At 63.7% G+C, this 19,431-nt stretch carries 14 protein-coding genes; 3 read left to right on the forward strand and 11 right to left on the reverse strand.

Annotated features, from left to right (window positions below; translation table 11 throughout):
- The first annotated feature begins 6 nt into the window (after window positions 1-6).
- Window positions 7-2,298, forward strand: a complete 2,292-nt coding sequence (locus HZY77_RS07855; protein ID WP_296820411.1) for an MMPL family transporter — start codon at window positions 7-9, stop codon at window positions 2,296-2,298.
- On the opposite strand, the gene HZY77_RS07860 is transcribed toward HZY77_RS07855, so the two are convergent.
- From HZY77_RS07860 to HZY77_RS07880, 5 genes are all read right to left on the reverse strand, one after another.
- The gene (locus HZY77_RS07860; RefSeq protein WP_296820413.1) at window positions 2,285-2,926 is read right to left on the reverse strand and encodes a hypothetical protein; all 642 of its coding nucleotides are present in this window, start codon (window positions 2,924-2,926) and stop codon (window positions 2,285-2,287) included. The genes HZY77_RS07855 and HZY77_RS07860 overlap by 14 nt on opposite strands.
- Window positions 2,863-5,682, reverse strand: coding sequence for a phosphoenolpyruvate carboxylase (gene ppc / locus HZY77_RS07865; protein WP_296820415.1), 2,820 nt, complete (start codon window positions 5,680-5,682; stop codon window positions 2,863-2,865). Before ppc ends, HZY77_RS07860 begins: the two co-directional genes overlap by 64 nt.
- Window positions 5,683-5,754: 72 nt before the next feature.
- Window positions 5,755-9,711 (reverse strand): phosphoribosylformylglycinamidine synthase, encoded by a 3,957-nt coding sequence (purL, locus tag HZY77_RS07870; RefSeq protein ID WP_296820417.1) that lies wholly within the window; start codon window positions 9,709-9,711, stop codon window positions 5,755-5,757.
- Between the two features lie 28 nt (window positions 9,712-9,739).
- Window positions 9,740-9,982 (reverse strand): DUF3330 domain-containing protein, encoded by a 243-nt coding sequence (locus HZY77_RS07875; RefSeq protein ID WP_296633295.1) that lies wholly within the window; start codon window positions 9,980-9,982, stop codon window positions 9,740-9,742.
- Between the two features lie 82 nt (window positions 9,983-10,064).
- On the reverse strand, window positions 10,065-10,862 hold the full coding sequence (locus HZY77_RS07880) for a PhnD/SsuA/transferrin family substrate-binding protein (RefSeq protein WP_296820420.1): 798 nt from the start codon (window positions 10,860-10,862) through the stop codon (window positions 10,065-10,067).
- Between the two features lie 199 nt (window positions 10,863-11,061).
- Here HZY77_RS07880 and HZY77_RS07885 point away from each other — a divergent pair, with 199 nt between their 5' ends.
- Complete coding sequence (locus HZY77_RS07885; RefSeq protein ID WP_296820422.1) at window positions 11,062-12,495, forward strand: NAD(P)H-hydrate dehydratase; 1,434 nt, start codon at window positions 11,062-11,064, stop codon at window positions 12,493-12,495.
- Here the strand turns inward: HZY77_RS07885 and HZY77_RS07890 are convergent.
- Complete coding sequence (locus tag HZY77_RS07890) at window positions 12,473-13,039, reverse strand: TetR/AcrR family transcriptional regulator (protein WP_296820424.1); 567 nt, start codon at window positions 13,037-13,039, stop codon at window positions 12,473-12,475. The two genes, HZY77_RS07885 and HZY77_RS07890, sit on opposite strands and share 23 nt — an antisense overlap.
- Before the next feature lie 85 nt (window positions 13,040-13,124).
- Between HZY77_RS07890 and HZY77_RS07895 the strand changes: the two genes are divergently transcribed.
- Window positions 13,125-13,592 (forward strand): nuclear transport factor 2 family protein, encoded by a 468-nt coding sequence (locus tag HZY77_RS07895; protein WP_296820426.1) that lies wholly within the window; start codon window positions 13,125-13,127, stop codon window positions 13,590-13,592.
- Between the two features lie 27 nt (window positions 13,593-13,619).
- On the opposite strand, the gene galU is transcribed toward HZY77_RS07895, so the two are convergent.
- From galU to eno, 5 genes are all read right to left on the reverse strand, one after another.
- Window positions 13,620-14,489, reverse strand: coding sequence for a UTP--glucose-1-phosphate uridylyltransferase GalU (gene galU, locus HZY77_RS07900; RefSeq protein ID WP_296820428.1), 870 nt, complete (start codon window positions 14,487-14,489; stop codon window positions 13,620-13,622).
- A gap of 25 nt (window positions 14,490-14,514) precedes the next feature.
- Complete coding sequence (gene ligA, locus HZY77_RS07905; protein WP_296820431.1) at window positions 14,515-16,590, reverse strand: NAD-dependent DNA ligase LigA; 2,076 nt, start codon at window positions 16,588-16,590, stop codon at window positions 14,515-14,517.
- Window positions 16,590-17,783 carry a cell division protein ZipA C-terminal FtsZ-binding domain-containing protein gene (locus HZY77_RS07910; RefSeq protein WP_296820433.1) on the reverse strand — a complete coding sequence of 398 codons (1,194 nt, stop codon included), beginning with the start codon at window positions 17,781-17,783 and terminating at the stop codon, window positions 16,590-16,592. The genes ligA and HZY77_RS07910 overlap by 1 nt, the downstream gene beginning before the upstream one ends.
- Window positions 17,776-18,135, reverse strand: a complete 360-nt coding sequence (gene ftsB / locus HZY77_RS07915; protein ID WP_296633282.1) for a cell division protein FtsB — start codon at window positions 18,133-18,135, stop codon at window positions 17,776-17,778. Before ftsB ends, HZY77_RS07910 begins: the two co-directional genes overlap by 8 nt.
- The gene (gene eno, locus HZY77_RS07920; RefSeq protein WP_296820435.1) at window positions 18,113-19,396 is read right to left on the reverse strand and encodes a phosphopyruvate hydratase; all 1,284 of its coding nucleotides are present in this window, start codon (window positions 19,394-19,396) and stop codon (window positions 18,113-18,115) included. The genes ftsB and eno overlap by 23 nt, the downstream gene beginning before the upstream one ends.
- Between the last annotated feature and the right edge of the window lie 35 nt (window positions 19,397-19,431).

Consider the following 19,431-nt stretch of genomic DNA (forward strand, 5'->3'; position numbering starts at 1 on the left):
CGGCGCATGAAGCTGCTGAAACCCTGGATCGATGGCAGCCGCATGCTGCCGCCCTGGCTGGCGCTGGCCATCCTGCTCGGGATACAGCTGGTATCGATACCGTTCCTGTTGAAACTTCATTTCAACAACGCACCGGACATCTACTCGCCCCCTGATTCGCCCACCATCCAGCTGCGCGAATCACTGTTCAAGGAATTCCCCAACGACGAGGCCGTCATCGCCCTGTTCGAAGGCGACGACCTGTACACCCCGACGTTTCTCGCCGCGCTCGACCGCGCCGCGAAGAGAATGGCCGCACTGCCTGCGGTCGACCGGGTCCTGACGCTCACCACGGTCGAGCACATCGACGCCACCGACGACGGTTTTGCCGTATCGCTGCTGGTCGATCCGAAACATTTGGCCGAGCGCACGCCGGCGCAGTGGAAGGCCCGCGTGCTCGGCGACCCCATCGCGCCCGGCCTGATCGCCTCGCGCGACGGCCGCGCCGTCGCACTGGTGGTACGTCCGAAATTCCTGAAGGAAAGCCTCGCCCGACGCGACATCGAGAACGCACTCGANAAAACGATCACCGCCGAGAACCTCGATAGCCACCACACCGCCACCGGAGGCACGGTGGCGCAGACGGTTGCGGAACTGCGCTCGCTCTGGCGCGACAGCGCGATCTTCATTCCGCTCACCTTCGTCATCGGCATGGTATTGCTGTGGTGGGTGGTCGGACGCATCCGTCCGGTCGTGATCGGCGGGCTGGCCATGGGCATGGTGGTATCGGCCAGCGTGGCCGGGCTGGTGGCATTCGACCAGCCCTACACGCCGATCACCGCGATGATCCCCACCCTGATGGCGGCCTATACTGTCGCCACGCTGCTGCACCTGTATGCCGGCATCCAGCGCGGCCGCATCGCGTTGCTGCCGCGGCGGCAGCGCATCGCCCGCGCGCTGAAGGACACCTTCGTCCCTGGCCTGTTCAACATTCTGACGACAGGCGCCGGCATGCTGAGCATGCTGTGGATCAGCATNCCCCCGGTTCAGACCTTTGGCCTGGCGGGTGCCATCGGCACGCTCATGGTGTTCCTGGTGGTGTTCATCCTGGTGCCGCCCATCCTGTTGAAATGGGACACACCGCGTTGGCCGCGCCGCCGCTCGGGCCTGGCGCATGCCCGTCGGATCGCGGCGGTAGTGGCCGTATTCAGTCTGCGGCACGCGAAAGCTGTACTGATTACCTCGGTCCTCTTGGTGCTGGCGACCATCCCGCTGGTGATGCAGGTCAAGGTCGAGTCCAACATCCTGGAATTCTTCGCGCCCGACCATCCGCTCAGCCGTGGCACCGAACGGATCGAAAGCAAACTGTCCGGCGTCACCGGGCTCGAAATCGTGCTCACCGGCTCCGGTCGCGACAGCCTGAAAGACCCGGGCCGCCTGGCCCAGATCAGAGCTCTGCAGACCTGGCTGGAACAGCAACCGGAAATCGACCGCAGCCTTTCGCTGGTCAACGTACTGGAGGAAATGAATCGGGCGCTCAGCGGCATCGCGCCCAACGCGGACGCGCTGCCGACCAGCCGAAAACTGGTCGAGCAACTGCTGTTGATTTACGACGGCAGGGATATGTATGAACTGGTCAACCACGAATTCCAGCGGGGTCGCATCGCGCTCAGCCTCAACGTGCACGGTTCAAACGAAACAGGCCAGGTGATCGACCGGATCCGCGCGCACCTTGCCGCCCACCCCATTGCCGGTGTGCGCTACGATATTTCCGGATTCGGCCAGCTGTTTGCAGACCAGACGGATCGCATCGTCAACGGCCAGATCAAGAGCTTCACGTCGTCCTTCCTGCAGATCCTGCTGCTGATGGCGCTTCTGTTCCGCTCACTCAAGGCCGGTCTCATCTGCCTGATCCCCAACCTGGCGCCGCTGTTCTTCATCTTCGTGGTGATGGGCGTGTCAGGCATCGCACTCGACGTCGCCACCGTGCTGATCGCCGGCATCATCCTCGGCATCACCGTGGACGACACCATCCATCTGTATCACGGCTATCTGCACCGTCTCAAGCATGGCGCCGGTCCAGTGTTTGCCATCATCCGCAGCGTGGAAAGCTCGGGCCGCGCGGTGATCGCGATTTCGGTGGTATTGATTGCGCAGTTCAGCCTGCTCGGATTGTCCGACTACCGCCCCACAGCCCATTTCGGCATGCTGTGCGCTGTCGGCCTGTTCGCCGGTCAGGTGTTCGAATTGCTGCTGATGCCCGCCCTGCTCGGCATGCAATTGCGCAAACCGCGTCCGGTCGCCGTCACGGCACCGTGACCTTCAGTGCGCCGAATTCGTCGTTGAATATCCCCACCTCGTCGCCCGACGCGAACTGCCAGCCTTCCAGATGACCGAACTCGGTGCGCGACCGCGGTTCCAGATCGAGTTTGAAACGGCGTGCCGTCGACAGCGTGGGGTTGCGCACGGCGAGGATCACGGTGAGATAGCGGTCGCTGGTATTCTCGATTTCAGCCACCAGTCCCTTGCCCAGTATCGATGAGCGGAAACCGATGACAACCGGCAGGGCCGGTTTGGCTGCAACCGCAGCTGCCTGGACGTCGGTTTCCTTGTAGGCCAGCTGCGCTTTCAACTGTTCGATTTCGCGCAGGCTTTCGGTCAGCTGGTTGCGCGTCTCGACCAGATAGCGCTCGCTCTGCTGGCGCGTCTCGGTCTCCTTGGACAGCCGCCGTTTCATATCGCCCAGATCGACGTTGAGCATGAAGGCATACAGCGCCAGGCCACACACCAGCGTCAACAGCACGGCATTCAGGCCGAGCGACACGAACAGCCCACGGCGTCTCGGCCGAGCGGGAGAGGACGTGCCTGCGCTCGTGTTCATGCTCAACCGGTGTTGCGCATCCCGGACGCGATGGCGTTGATCGATCGCATCAGCGGCGTCAGCCATGATTCCTGCTCGGCATCCCATACGCTTTCGGAACGATAGCGTTTCAGCATGCGGACCTGGATGTGGTTGATGGGGTCGATGTAGGGGCGGCGGCGGGACAGCGACAAGGCAAGCGACTGGTTGTCTTCCANAAGGGTCTCAATCTGCGCAACCTGCATGACGCTCGTCACCGTCAACGTGAACTCGTCCACCACCGCGCGGTAGATCGCCATGGTATTGGGGTGGTCGCACAGGCGCGCATATTCCTCGGAGATTTCCATGTCGGCCTTGACCAGCGACATCTGCACGTTGGACAGCAGACTGCGGAAGAACGGCCACTCGCGGTACATGGTCCGAAGATGCTCGAGGCCCGCCGGATCGGTCTCGATGAAATAGGTCAGCGCCGTGCCGATCCCGAACCAGGCAGGCAGCGTATGGCGCGACTGGGCCCATCCGAATACCCATGGAATGGCGCGAATCGACCCGAGCGAGCGATCGGCCTTCTTGCGGTGCGACGGACGGCTGCCCATGTTGAGCAGGCCGATCTCGGTGACGGGCGTGCTCTCGTAGAAATAGTCGATGAAGCCCGGCATGCCGATCAGGGCGCGGTAGGCTTTCTCGCCAGCCGCCGCCATATCGCCCATCCAGTCGAGGTATTCCTGCGGGTAGCGTACCTCGCTCTGTGCAAGCGCCGTGGCGCTCGCCTTGAGCAGGCCGGTGACCCCCATGGCGATTTCGTAATTGGCCGTTTCGGGATTGCTGTATTTGTAATACAGCATCTCGCCCTGCTCGGTGAACTTGATCTCGCCGTTCACGGTGCCCGGCGGCTGGGACAGGATCGCCTCGTGGGTCGGCCCGCCGCCACGGCCCACCGTGCCGCCGCGGCCGTGGAACAGGCGGCATTCGACGCCGAAATGCTGGGTCAACGCGATGATGGAAAGCTGTGCCTGGTAGAGGTTCCAGTTCGACGCCAGGATGCCGCCGTCCTTGCACGAATCCGAATAGCCGAGCATGACTTCCTGGTGGTTGCCGTTGGCTGCCACCAGCGCCCGGTACACCTTGTTGGACAGCAGTTGGTCGAGGATGGCCTCGCTGCGCTGCAGGTCATCCACCGTCTCGAACAGGGGTGCAACCTGGATGCGGCAGAACCAGTCGCGGCCGTTGTGGCCGCACAGGCCGACGAGACGCGCCAGCAGCAGGACTTCCATCACGTGCGATGCGCTATGGGTCATCGAGATCACATAGGTGCCAAAGACTTCGTCGCCCACTTCGGCCTGCAGCTTGGCCATGCGGCGAAACACCGCGAGCGTCTCGCGCGCCTCGTCATCCAGCGCGCCATCGCTGATCTCGATCAGGTCGATATGGCCGACCCAGGCCGCCAGGCGCTGCAGACGATCGGTTTCGGACGCCGCAGCATAATCGAAATCGGGATCGATCTGCTGCAGCACCGCCACGACCGTGCGCGTATGGACGGTCGACTCCTGGCGGATGTCGAGCTGCAGCAGGTGAAAGCCGAAACTCTCGACCAGCCGGATCAGCGCCTGCAGGTCCTGCATGGCAACGATGCGGTCGCCATGGCTGATCAGCGAATCGCGCACCAGGCAGAGATCGTCGAGGAAGGCCTCGGCATTCTCGTAGGCCAGGTGGGAGGTGAAGCTAGGCACGTCCGCCAGACACTGATGGACATAGGACAGATTGGCGTCGAGCCGAGCCAGCATCATAGCCGCCATGCGTCGGTAGGGCTCGCGGCTGTATATCTGTACCGCGGTGCCGCGGAAGACCTGCTCGCCGAACTCGGCCTCATACTCGCCCAGCCGTTCCAGGAAAGCGGCCGATGGCGTGCACCAGCCGCTGCTGTGGGTGAGCGTCTGCCGCAATTCGAGCACGCGCGCACGGTATTCGTTGAGCGCCGCCTTCATCTGCGTATGCACCGTCCACTCGGTGACGTCTGCCGTCACGAACGGATTGCCATCGCGGTCGCCGCCGATCCACGAGCCGAAGCGGATGAAGCTCGGCACGCTGATCGAGGCGCCCCCATCGGCATTCACGCCGTAATGCTTGCGCAACGCCTTTTCGAAGTAGGAATACGCCTTCGGCACCGCCTCGAACAGGCTTTCCCGCACGTAATACAGTCCGTTGCGCACTTCGTCGCGCACTTCGAGCTTCGCGGTACGCAGTTCGTCGGTGCGCCACATCACCTGGATTTCCGCAGCCAGTTGCGCTTCCAGTTCGCGCTGGTCGTTCGCGCCGAGCGTCGGGCTGTAGAGCTGGTCGCAGATCAGGAACACCCGGCGCATGCCTTCCATGACCGCGCGGCGGCGCGCTTCGGTCGGGTGGGCGGTGAACACCGGCGCATAGTGCAGGCGGTTGACCATGCCCTGCAGCGTATTCGCCGAAAGCCCCTGCGCCTTGAGATCGCCCAGGGTGCGGTCGAACGAACCTTCCCACAGCATCATGCTGTGCGACAGCATGCGGCGGCGGTTGCGGTGGGCAAAGCTTTCCTCAGCCACGTTGACCAATTTGAAATAGCTGGAAAAAGCGCGCACCACCAACTCGACCTTGGCAGCCGGCATGGCGTCGATCAGGGCCATCAACTCGGTGCGGCGTTGCTGGTCTTCCTGCTGATGCAGTTCGGCAAAGCCGCGGCGCAGGGTTTCCACTGCCTCGAACACGTCTTCGCCGGCAAATTGCAACAGGACCTGGCCGAGCAGCGTGCCCAGCAGTTTGACCTGCGCGCGCAGGTGGTCATCCGTCAGGAGATTTTCGGGTGCGTTCATGGCAAAAATCAATGCCCGACACAGCGGGATCGGAAGCGACAAAGCCCGCTATTTTCTCATAGTCGGCGCCGATCACCCAACCGCGCGCCGCGCGTTGCGGAACATGCGCAACCACGGGCCTGCACCGGCCATGCCGTCGGGCCGCCACGACAATTGGGCGGCGCGGACTACGCGCTCCGGATGCGGCATCAGGATGCTGAAGCGGCCATCACGCGTGGTGAAGCCGGTCAAGCCGCCGACCGATCCGTTCGGATTGAGCGGATAGCATTCGGTCGGCGCACCCTGGTGATCGACATAGCGCAGCGTCGCCACGGCCTGCGCCGCATGCGCCGCCTCGCGGAAAACAACTCGCCCTTCACCATGCGACACCACGATCGGCATCGTCGAACCGGCCATGTCGGCGAAGAAGATCGACGGCGAGGCCAGTACCTCGACCTGCGCGAAGCGCGCCTCGAACTGTTCCGACAGGTTGCGTTCGAAACGCGGCCAGGCGGCGGCGCCGGGAATCAGGTCATGCAGCTGGCTCATCATCTGGCAACCGTTGCACACGCCCAGTGCGAAACTGTCGGCTCGCCCAAAGAACGCCGAGAATTCATCCCGGGCACGCGGGTTGAACAGGATGGATTTGGCCCAGCCGCCGCCCGCGCCCAGCACATCGCCGTAGCTGAAGCCGCCGCAAGCCGCCAGCCCCGTGAAATCGGCGAGGCTCACGCGGCCGGACAGGATATCGCTCATATGCACGTCGACAGGTGCGAAGCCGGCGGCGTCGAACGCGGCGGCCATCTCCACCTGGCCGTTGACGCCCTGCTCGCGCAGCACCGCCACGCGAGGACGTATGCCACGGGCGATGAAGGGGGCGGCGATGTCGTCGTCCACATCGAAAGTCAACGCATAACGCAGGCCCGGGTCGACGGCATCGGCATTGCGTGCAAATTCCTGATCGGCACACGCCGGGTTGTCGCGCAGTTTTGCCATTTCATGGCTGGTGCGCGCCCATGCCTGCTGCAGGTCGGCGCGTGCCTCGTCCAGGATCACCCGCTCCTTGCGCAGGATGCGCACGCGGTCCGTCCCGTTGGGCTGGCCAACGATGTAGAACTCGCCGCGCAGTCCTGCATCGAAGAAGGCCTGCATCACCGCCTGAGTGTCGCTGCGGCGAACCTGCAACACGGCGCCGGCTTCTTCGCTGAACAGCACGCTGAAAATTCGTTCGGAATAGCCGCGCGGATCCTGCATGTCCGGCTCCGGCAGGCCCTCGTCCTCGGCATCGAGACGGATCTTCTCCGAGCACAGTTCGTCGACATCCACCTCCACCCCGCAGTGGCCGGCAAACGCCATCTCGCACAGGACGGCGAACAGGCCGCCATCCGAACGGTCGTGATAGGCGAGCAACTTACCGCCGGTGTTAAGCGTCTGCACGGTGTCGAAGAACGCACCAAGTGTCGCGGCCACCGGCGCATCCGGGCAACGGTCGCCGACCTGCTTGTAGGCTTGGGCAAAACTCGACCCGCCGAGACGGTGCTTGCCCAGTCCCAGGTCGATCAACACGAGATCGGTATCGCCGGCGTCGGTACGCAGCTGCGGCGTCAGGTGTTGCGTCGCATCGGGCGTGGTGGCGAACGCCGAAATCACCAGCGAGATCGGCGAGGTGACCGTCTTCTTCTCGCCGTCGGCCTGCCACACGGTCTTCATGCTCATCGAATCCTTGCCAACCGGGATGCTCACACCCAGCGCCTGACAATAATTCGAGACCGCGGCAACCGTGTCGAACAAAGCCGCATCCTCGCCGGGGTGGCCGGCTGGCGCCATCCAGTTGGCTGACAGCTTCACGCTGTCCAAGCCCTCGACTCGCGCGGCAGCCAGGTTGGTGATCGCCTCGACGATCGCCATACGCCCCGACGCCGGCGCGTCGATCAGCGCCAGGGNGGCCTTCTCACCGATGGAAAACGCCTCACCCTGCGTGGTTCGATACCCTGCCAGCGTAATCGCACAATCGGCGACCGGGACCTGCCACGGCCCCACGCACTGATCACGCGCGGTAAGACCGCCGACGCTACGGTCACCGATGGAAATGAGGAACATCTTCGACGCCACCCCAGGCATCGCGAGCACGCGATAGACTGCGTCCTTCAGGTCGATGCCGTCGAGCACGAGGGACGCCGGCAACTCAGCCTGGTGCACCACGTCGCGTGTCATCTTGGGCGGCTTACCGAGGATCACGTCCAGGCTCACGTCGACCGGGGCATTCTTGAAGTGACTGTCGGACACCAGTAAATGGTTTTCTTCCGTGGCCTCGCCCAGCACCGCGAACGGGCAACGTTCGCGCTCGCAGATGGCGCGGAATTCTTCGAGGCGACCTGGCGGGATCGCCAGCACGTAGCGCTCCTGCGCCTCGTTGCACCAGATCTCGCGCGGCGACATGCCGGACTCCTCCGACGGCGCGGCACGCAGTTCGAAGCGGCCGCCCCTGCCGCCGCCGTGCACCAGTTCGGGCAGCGCGTTCGACAGGCCGCCGGCGCCGACATCGTGGATCGACAGGATCGGATTGGCCTCGCCGAGCTGCCAGCAACGGTCGATGACTTCCTGCGCGCGCCGCTCCATCTCGGGGTTGCCGCGCTGCACCGAGTCGAAGTCGAGGTCGGCGGCGTTGGCGCCGGTGTCCATCGACGAGGCCGCCCCGCCGCCCAGGCCGATCAGCATGCCGGGGCCGCCCAGCTGGATCAGCAGCGTGCCGGTCGGCAGCAGTTTCTTGTCCACATGATCGGCGCGGATGCTGCCGACGCCGCCCGCCAGCATGATGGGCTTGTGGTAACCGCGGCGCTGCCCGGACACGGTTTCCTCGAAGGTGCGGAAGTACCCCGCCAGGTTGGGGCGGCCGAATTCGTTGTTGAATGCCGCCGCGCCGATCGGGCCTTCGAGCATGATCGCGAGCGGGGTGACGATGCGCTCGGGCTTGCCGTAGGCACCCGTTTCCCACGGCTGCACATGGCCGGGAATGTTGAGGTTGGACACAGAGAATCCGCACAGCCCAGCCTTGGGCTTGGAGCCGATGCCGGTCGCGCCCTCGTCGCGGATTTCCCCGCCGCTGCCGGTGGCGGCACCAGGGAAAGGCGAGATCGCGGTCGGGTGGTTGTGCGTCTCGACCTTCATCAGCACGTGGGTCAGTTCGTTGCTGTAGGCGTAGCTGCCGTCGGCACGCGGGTAGAAGCGCTCGATGGTCGCGCCTTCGATGACAGATGAGTTATCCGAATACGCTACCACCGTACCTTGCGGATGGGCGGCGTGGGTGTCGCGGATCATGCCGAACAGCGATTTCGCCTGCGCCTCGCCGTCGATCACCCACGCGGCGTTGAAGATCTTGTGTCGGCAATGCTCGGAATTGGCCTGTGCGAACATCATCAGTTCGGCGTCGGTCGGGTTGCGCCCGATGCGGCTGAAGTTGTCGACCAGATACTCGACCTCGTCGTCCGACAGGGCGAGTCCCAGCGCGCGGTTGGCTGCTTCCAGGGCCACCCGCCCGCCCGCCATCACGTCGACCGTGGTCAGTTCGCGCGGCGGCACATGCTGGAACAGCGCGTGCGCAGCGTCCAGCGAGCTCATCACGGCTTCCGTCATGCGGTCGTGCAGCAGCGGCAGCAATGTCGCCAGCGCCTGGGCCGTCAGCACGGCGCCCTGCGGATCGCGCAGGCGATAGGCGACGCCGCGCTCGATGCGGCGCAGCTGGACGAGGCCACTGTTCCTGAGAATATCCGTGGCCTTCGACGACCAGGGCGAAATCGTGCCCGGGCGCGGCGTAACCAGAACCTGCACGTCATCAGCCGAAGGTCGGTCGGTCGGGGTACCGTAATCCAGCGTTTTGGCCAGTTGCTGCCTGGCCGCCGCATCCAGGTCGGCTTCCAGTTCAAGGAAATGCCAGTAGCGTGCGCTTAGCTCGCCCAGTGCCACCCCGAGACGGGCTGCCTCCTGACGAATTTTGTCGAGCCGAAAGGAAGACAGCGCGTCACTGCCGGGGAGCGATACGGTGGAAGACATGTGCGGCTTTGCAAACAGGGCAAAGACGCTATTTTAGCCGATCGGAACGCTTCGCCGGATGGGTCGGTTGGCGAATGGCCGCCTGCTTCCGCCAGATTTCGAGACACTCGAGGCCGCAGAAATGATGGACATAATCCTGCGCGTCCGCCACTTTGGCCGCATCTGGCGGGATTTCCTTCAAACAGACCTCACAATTGATGACCGTGCAGGCATCTTCATCGGAACACTGTGCGACTGGCGCACCTGATGGTGTGCGGTGATGGACCGTCATACGCACTCCGTTATGTGAACTGCGGATACCCGGAATATAGGCCCCCGGGAACGGCTTGCAAAGCTGTCCCCTTCTTCACCGATCAGTATCCCGCCTCCTTGATTGCCGTTTTGATGGTTTTGTAATCCGCCTCCTTGTCGATCACGAACCCCGTCACTTTGCTGTGGATCGTTTTTTGCAAGGACTTGACCGCCTCTTGCCTGAGCTCAACGGCCGCGACACCCAGCTTGTCCTGTTCGGCTGCAGTCAGCCGATTACTCGCCAGCAGCGTGAAATCCGGCGTGTTCGGCAAGGCGTACCACACCTCGAAATCCCCTTTTTCCAGCAGCGCATTCGCAGCCTTGCTCCGCAGGCTGCCGGCCTGGGCGTAATTCCGCTCCAGGGCGATGGAGACATCTTCCTGCGTTTTGAAATTCAGGATCTTGGNGGTGCCCGCATTGTGGCGCTTGATGGTGTAGCGGCCCATCACGTCAAGCCAGGACTCCTTTTCGGTCAGCGCCGCCGTCTCGATCGTGGCGCCTTTCCGGCGCACCAGCAGGCCGGTGGCCTGGTCTTTCACCCGAGCCACGGGCGAATAATCCTGGTCGAGGACGGACACGGCAACGGACGGCGGCACGAAATACAAATCCAGCCGGCCTCGATCCAGCGAGCGAAGCGTCGATTTGATCGTGCGGAACAGCGTCAGGTTGGGCTTCAACCCCAGCGAAGCGCCAAGCGCCCGGGCAAATGGCATCGCCGCCGTGCGAAAGTCGTCCATGAACACATCGGCCTTGCCGGTCCCGGNGTAGATCCCGATACTCAGCGTCCCATCACCGGCATAGGCCATGAGCGGCCATGCGGGCAGCAATGTCAGGCCTGTCAGAAAACCACGTCGATGCATGTTTGTCTCCCTTGTTCAGGCCCGATGGCCGGCTGCACATTAGCGGCCAACGTCCGGGAAAATGAATGTTCGGAGTGGGGTCAATTATGACTATTCACCCGCCCAGGCCCGGCTGGTGCGGGCCCGTTCCGCCAAGACAACCGCCATACGCCCCGCCCGGATTATGATGTCCGCAGCGCCCTCCATTGAGCCTTGCCCCATGCCGACCACGCCGCATTCATCTGTCACTCCCGCTCTCTATATGGCGACCGATATTCATGCCGGCGAGCGAATATGGGCAACCGCACACCCCGACCCGCTGATGGAGAAAGCGGGGGCGACGGCAGCCGAATGGGCTGGCACAGTGGCCGACGATTCGGGCGAGCCCGTCCTGATCCTGGCAGGGCCCGGCAACAACGGNGGAGATGCCCTGGTCGCAGCACGTCACCTCGCGGCACAAGGATTTCGCGTCGTCGTCGCGAGCCGTGCCGACCCGACCCGACTGCCTCAGGATGCCGCGCGTGCCCGGGATGCCTGGCTGCAACAGGGTGGGACCGTGCTGCCTCACTTCCCGTCGTCGCAACGTTACAGCGTCCTGATCGACGGCCTCTTCGGCATCGGCCTGACGCGCGACGTAGCCGGCGAGGACGCGCGCTGGATTGCGCAGGCCAATGCGCTGGCCTGCCCCAAGCTGGCACTGGATGTGCCGAGCGGGCTCGATAGCGACAGCGGCCGGATCCGCGGTTGCGCCCTGCGGGCAGACCACACCCTGACATTTCTCGGACTCAAACCCGGTCTTCTTACCGCCGAGGGACCGGACTATGCGGGCACACTGCATCTCGACATGCTGGGCGTCGATCCGGCCACGATGCCAGGAACGCCCGGGATCGCCCTGGCACAACTGGATGAACGCCACCATCTGCCCGCGCGCGCCAGAAACAGTCACAAGGGCCAGTTCGGTCATGTCGGCATCGTCGGCGGTAGCAGCGGCATGGTGGGCGCCTGTCTGATCGCCGGCCGCGCGGCGCTGCTCCAAGGTGCCGGCAGCGTGACCCTGGGTGTGCTGGATGACCGCATTGCGGTCGATTACGGCGAGCCGCGACTGATGTTTGCCAGTCCGGAGCATCTGGCGGCGGCCGTGCAATTGAATGTCCTGGCGATCGGCCCCGGACTGGGCCGNGGNGCGCGCGCGCATATCCTGTTGGAAGCCGCACTTCCGGCCCCCTGTCCACTGGTACTGGATGCCGATGCCCTGAACCTGTTGGCCGACGATCCCGAACTGGCCAAACAAGCGGCCCGTCGCACCCATCCCACGCTGCTCACCCCACATCCCGGAGAAGCCGCTCGCCTGCTCGGCGTGAGCGGGATGGAAATACAGGCGAATCGTATCGAGGCGGCCCGCACGCTGAGCCGAACCTATCACGCAGAAATTGCACTGAAAGGGGCAGGCACCGTGATCGCCCACCCCGACGGCCGCTATGCCATCAACACCACGGGCGGTCCCTGGCTCGCCCAGGCCGGTTCGGGCGATCGGCTCACCGGCATGGTGGCGGCGCTGCTGGGTCAAGGCTTGGCGGCAGGCGACGCGCTCGAAGCCGCCATATGGCTGCACGGCTGCGATATGGACACCGCTACGCCTTCAACAGCGCGTTGATGATCCTGCGCAGCGCGGCCAGTGCTGCCTCAGGCGAGGGATCGAATTGCGCCCGCACGATCGCACCATCGATCGCCAGCGCCACGGCCTGTGCGATCTGCGCGCGCTGCCTTGACTTGGGCAGCACGGCGGCAATCGCTGCGGCCATGTCCTGTTTGTGGCTGTACGCAATCTCGATGACGTCCGGCAGCGTGCCGCCCAGTTCCCCGACGCTGTTGATGAAGGCGCAGCCGCGGTAACGCGCGTCGCGAAACCATTCCTCGACAGCTGGCACGATCGCGCCGGCGCCGCCGCCGTGGCGTGCCAACGCATAGTTGAACCAGGCCATCCAGCGCGTATGCCGATACGCCAAATAGGCGCGAATCAGATCGTTCTTGCTTGGAAAGTGCCGGTAGAACGTGACCTTGGTCACGCCGGATTCGGCAATGACGCGATCAATGCCGGTGGCGCGCACGCCATCCCGGTAGAAAAGCTCGTGCGCGGTGTACAAGATGCGCTCGCGCGCACTGGGCAGCGCGTCGTTCCGATCGGCCTGAATGTTCATGCGTTCATTGTAGACAGATCCGTCTACATGACCTAGACTGCACCGAACGTAGACAGATCTGTCTACATCACGCCAAGGAGCCGACATGGAAAGCAAACCGCCACTGCCNCCCTTTACCGAGGAAACCGCTGCAAGGAAGGTACGTATGGCCGAAGATGCCTGGAATTCACGCGACCCCGAACGCGTTGCGCTGGTCTACACCGAAGACACCCGCTGGCGGAATCGTGCCGAGTTTCCGGTCGGACGCGAGGCGGTCCGCCGGTTTCTCGAACGCAAATGGGCACGCGAACTGGATTACCGTCTGATCAAAGAATTGTGGGCCTGTACCGGCAACCGCATCGCCGTACGCTTCGCCTACGAATGGCATGACGATTCCGGACAATGGTACCGCTCGTATGGCAACGAGAACTGGGAATTCAACGAGCACGGCTACATGATGCGCCGCTTCGCCAGCATCAACGACCTGCCCATCAAGGAATCGGACCGCCAGTTTTTCTGGCCACTCGGCCGCCGCCCCGACGACCATCCCGGCTTGAGTGATTTGGGACTGTAGTGCGATCCGGGCGACTGAATCCGGATATCAGCAAATGCGCGACTTGAGGTAGGCGTCGAAGTCCTCGCCGACTTCGCTGTGCTTCAACGCATATTCCACCGTGGCCTGCAGATAGCCCAGCTTGCTGCCGCAGTCATAGCGGACACCGTCGAAGGCATAGGCCAGCACCTGCTGTTCCTTCAGCAAGGCGGCGATGGCATCGGTGAGCTGCAGTTCGCCGCCGGCACCCGGCGTGAGATGCTGGATGTGGTGGAAGATGCGCGGCGTGAGGATGTAACGGCCGACCACGCCGAGGTTGGATGGCGCGTCTTGTGGCTTGGGTTTCTCGACGATGGCATTCACCCGCGACACGCGTTCGGCCATGGGGCTGGCATCGACAATCCCGTAGGACGCGGTTTCTTCGGGCGCGACCTGCTGTACGCCGAGCACCGAGCACTGGTAATAACCGTACTGATCGACCATCTGCTTCATCACTGCCGGCCTACCGTCGATCAGGTCGTCTGCGAGAATGACGGCGAAAGGTTCATTGCCGATCACCGGCTGCGCGCACAGTACGGCATGGCCGAGCCCCAACGCTTCGGCCTGGCGGATGTAGATGAAATTGACGCCGGCCGGGCGGATCGACTGCACCAGTTCCAGATCGCGATTCTTGCCGCGCGCGGCCAGTTCGGTTTCCAGTTCATAGGCCTTGTCGAAGTGGTCTTCGACCGTGCGCTTGGTGCGGCTGCTGATGAAGATGATGTCGGTGATGCCGGCATCCATCGCTTCCTCGACCGCATACTGGATCAACGGCTTGTCGACGATGGGCAGCATTTCCTTGGGGCTGGCCTTGGTAGCTGGCAGAAAACGCGTGCCGAGGCCGGCGACTGGAAATACGGCTTNTTTGACTTGTTGCATGTCTCTTCCTTGAAAGTCCCTTGGTTCAAAAATCCAGTGGCTGCTGCGTGTTGTTATTGTCGGATGCCAGCAAGCTCAGCAGCCCGGCCTCGTCGAGAATGGTCACGCCAAGCTCCTGTGCCTTCGCCAGCTTGCTGCCGGCTTCCTCGCCTGCCACCACATAGTCGGTCTTCTTCGACACCGAGCCGGCCACCTTGCCGCCTGCGGCCTCGATTTTCTCCTTCGCTGCATCGCGCGTCAGCGTCGGCAACGACCCTGTCAGCACCAGCGTCTTGCCTGCAAGGATACCAGCCGATTGTTGCATGCCGGATGTTTCGGGCCAGCGCACACCTGCATCGCGCAACCTGCTGACCACCTCGAGATTGTGCGGCTCGGCAAAAACTGGACGATGGACTGTGCCACGATGGGCCCGGCGTCGCGCACGGCCAGCAGGTCNGGTTTCGCTTGCGGCAATCAGCTTGTTCAATGAACCGAAATACTGTGCGAGATCCTTGGCGGTCGCCTCCCCGACGTTACGGATACCCAGCGCGAAAATGAACCGCGCCAGCGTAGTGGCCTTGCTGGTCTCGATCGCCGCGACCAGATTGGTTGCCGATTTCTCCGCCATGCGCTCCAGGCCGGCAAGCGTGTCGAGGCTCAGGCCATACACGTCGGCCGGGCTGTGCACCAGACCGCGTTCGACCAGTTGATCGACCAGCTTGTCGCCCAGACCCTCGATATCCATCGCACGGCGGCCGGCGAAATGCAGCAGAGCCTGCTTGCGCTGCGCCGGGCAATAAAGCCCGCCTGTGCAACGCGCCGCCGCCTCGCCCTCGATCCGCACCACGTGCGAACCGCACACCGGGCAGACGGGATAACTGCGCAGGATGTTGAAACGCGGCGGTTCCGGCTGGGGCCGCCGCTCGACCACCACCGCCACAACTTCGGGAATGACGTCGCCGGCGCGCCGCACAATGACCGTATCCCNCACGCGCACGTCCTTACGATCGATCTCGTCCTGGTTATGCAGGGTGGCGTTGGTCACCGTCACCCCGCCCACGAATACCGGCGCAAGGCGGGCCACTGGCGTCAGCGCACCCGTTCGGCCAACCTGGACGTCGATGCCGAGCACGGTGGTGAGCTGCTCCTGGGCCGGGTATTTGTGCGCCACCGCCCAGCGCGGCTCGCGCGTGACGAAACCGAGTGTGCGCTGCAAATCGAAGCGGTTGACCTTGTAGACCACGCCGTCGATATCGAACGGCAACTGATCGCGGCGTGCCGCGATGTCGTCGTGAAAGGCGACCAATGCCGCCGCCCCTCGTCCGGTGACACGTTCGGCGCAGACTGGAATCCCCATATTCAGCAGGGCATCGAGAGTCGCGCTGTGGGTGGGCGGTAGCGTCCAACCCTGCACCTCGCCCAGCCCATAGGCAAAGAACGACAGCGGACGCTGTGCGGCCAGCTTGGGATCGAGCTGGCGGATGCTGCCGGCTGCGCCGTTGCGCGGGTTGACCAAGGTGTCCTTGCCGGCCTCGCGCTGCTTCGCGTTGTAACGCTCAAAGTCGTCGCGCCGCATGAACGCCTCGCCGCGCACTTCCAATACGGCTGGAGGCGATTCCATTCGCAGGCGCAACGGGACGGCATGCACGGTACGGATGTTCTGCGTGACGTCCTCACCCGTTTCGCCATCGCCACGGGTGGCGGCCTGCACCAGCACGCCATGCTCATAGCGCAGGTTGATCGCCAGCCCGTCAAATTTCAGTTCGGCTGCATATTCGACCGGCGGATCGTGCTCGCCCAGTCCCAGTTCCTTGCGCACCCGCGCGTCGAATGCCTGCGCGCCGCTCGCTTCGGTATCGGTCTCGGTACGGATCGAGAGCATCGGTACTGCATGGCGTACCTTGGGAAAGGCATCGAGCGGCTTGCCACCGACACGCCGGGTGGGCGAATCGGGTGTGACGAGTTCGGGATGCTCATCTTCGAGCGCCTGCAACTCACGGAACAGCCGGTCATATTCCGCATCGGGAACGGTCGGCTGATCAAGGACGTAGTAGGCATAATTATGACGCTCGATCTCCCGGCGCAGCGCTGTCGCGCGCGCCAGCACATCGGTCGACGCCATCAGGAAAACAGACGCAGCGACCGCCGGGACCCGGATGGCACGCCACGCGCTTCCATGCGCTCGTAAATGTGCATGAGCTGGTTGCGAATTTTCTCGATGCCGGTATCGGTCAGCGGACGCAGATTGTCGTCCACCAGGATGCCGCCGGTTTCGTTGGCGAGCTTGCGGCCAAACGCCACCATGCCGTCGAATACCTTCAGGCCATCCGGCACGCGCGGCACGTCGAACTGCAGGGTGACGCCCTGCGAGCTCTGGCCCTCCATCGCCTCGACCGCGAACGGCTCGGCATCGTGGTTGCACAAGGCATAAAGCGGCTCGCCGCGGCTGTCGAGCAGTTGGAATACGCCATCGCCACCCAGCACCATGCCGCAGCTTTCCGCTTCGCGCACGATACGGGTCAGATTCACCGCCCCCTCGCCGCGCGCGACCACATTGAGGCCGATAAGGACATCGACGTCGACGCAGAAACGATCGATGGCCTGGGCGCGTTCGAGTGCATCGACCATATCGTCGCAGGCGAGGCGCAGACCATGCGCCTGCGCCATCGCCTGCAGCACGTCGCACAGGGCGGCAAGCTGCTCTTCCTGCACCGCTCCGTTACGATCGGCCAATTGCATGGTAACCGTCACCTGCTGATACCGCGCGTCACGCCACGGCTGGACGTCTTCCCATGCCGCCGCCCCCACCGGCAGGCCGAGCCAGCGTATCGCTTTGCCCAGCGTCCGGGTCTGATTGAAAGCATCGGCGAACACATTGGCCATGACGCCATCGCAGCCGATGCGGGCACGGTATTCGATCAGTTCGTCGTAGGGTGCCGGCGCCGCAACCGATGGCGGACTGGCGGGGCGCCGTTCACTGGGCGTTGCAGCAGCAGGATTCGAGGTAGGAACAGCATCTACCGGCACGCCCGCATCGTCACCAGCCAGCGACGCGTCCGCATCGAAGCGCACATGAGGTTCGCCGGTCTCGTTCTCGTCGTCGTCTCCAAGAACCGGCTCCCGCAGCGCCGGCTCGACCCGTTCATGCATGGCGCGCGGCCTGGCATCATCCTGCATCAACGCATCGGCCACCGGCATTTGAAAGGCCGCATCCGCCTGCTTGCGGAAGCGGCGTTCCTGGATCCAGTTGAATATCAGGACTGCCGCCACGACGGCTCCACCGACGATCAACAAGCCGATTTGCAAATCACTCATTCGTTTTTCCCGACTGAACGGATTGGGCAGGCACGATCCGGACGAACCATTCATCCGGCGCCACCATGCCCAGATCATTGCGCGCGCGTTCCTCGATCGCATCGCGCCCCTGCTTGAGATCGTTGATCTCAGCCAGCAGGCTTGCGTTGCGGACTTCCAGGCGCTGATTCAATGCCAGCTGGATGTCGATTTTCTGCGCGCCCTCCCGCACCCTTAGCCAACCGCCCTCACCCAGCCAGAGTGGATATTGCAACAGGACAACCGCGATGGCCAGCACCCAGGTCAGTCCCTGGCTGCGGATGCGCGCGATGAACCGGGTCGCGTTGGGGTCAGCCGCGCTGGCGGAACGCATCGCGTCCAGGGTAGCTCGCCGTGTCGCCGAGTTCTTCCTCGATGCGCAGCAGCTGGTTGTACTTCGCCATGCGGTCGGAACGCGACAGCGAGCCGGTCTTGATCTGGCGCGCGTTGGTCGCGACCGCCAGATCGGCAATCGTGGTGTCTTCGGTTTCGCCCGAGCGGTGAGAAATCACGGACGTGTAGCCCGCCTGCTTGGCCATCTCGATCGCCTGGAAGGTTTCCGACAGGGTGCCAATCTGGTTGACCTTGATCAGGATCGAGTTGGCGATGCCTTNTTCGATGCCTTCCTTCAGGATCTTGGTATTGGTCACGAAGAGATCGTCGCCCACCAGCTGCACGCGCGCGCCGAGCTTGTCGGTCAGCAGTTTCCAGCCGTCCCAGTCGCCTTCGGCCATGCCGTCCTCGATGCTGATGACGGGATATTTGTCGCACCAGGCCGCCAGGTAATCGGTGAGTTCGGCAGAGCTCAGTTTCAGGCCTTCGGATTCGAGGTGGTAGCGACCGTCCTTGTGGAACTCGGATGCGGCGCAGTCGACGCCGATGGCGACGTCGATGCCTGGTTGCAGGCCGGCTTTCTCGATCGCCTGCACGATCAGCTTCAGCGCCGCCTCGTGCGATTCCAGGTTGGGGGCGAAGCCGCCTTCGTCGCCCACCGTCGTCGCCATGCCCGCATCGTCCAGCAGCTTCTTCAGCGCATGGAAGACCTCGGCACCGTAGCGCAGGGCTTCGCGAAAGCTCGGCGCACCGACCGGGATGATCATGAATTCCTGCATGTCGATGTTGTTGTTGGCGTGCGCGCCGCCGTTGATGATGTTCATCATCGGCACCGGCAGCGCCATCGGCGCGGCGCCGCCGAGGTAACGGTAGAGCGGCAGCCCGGCCTGTTCGGCGGCGGCGCGGGCGCAGGCCATCGACACCGCCAGCAGCGCGTTGGCACCGAGGCGTGACTTGTTCTCGGTGCCATCGAGATCGATCATGGTCTGGTCGATGAAGGCCTGGTCCTCGACATCCAGCCCGATGATGGCTTCGCAGATTTCGGTGTTGACGTGCTCGACAGCCTTCAGCACGCCCTTGCCCAGGTAGCGCGACTTGTCGCCGTCACGCAGCTCGATCGCCTCGCGCGAGCCGGTGGACGCGCCGGACGGCACGGCGGCACGGCCCAGCACGCCGGACTCCAGCAGCACGTCGACTTCGACAGTGGGATTGCCGCGGGAATCGAGGATTTCCCGGGCGATGACATCAATAATGGCGCTCAATTTCTTTTCCTTGGTTTCATGTGTCCGCTTCGCGG

Source organism: Thiobacillus sp., assembly GCF_013693775.1.
Taxonomy (GTDB): Bacteria; Pseudomonadota; Gammaproteobacteria; order Burkholderiales; family Thiobacillaceae; genus Thiobacillus.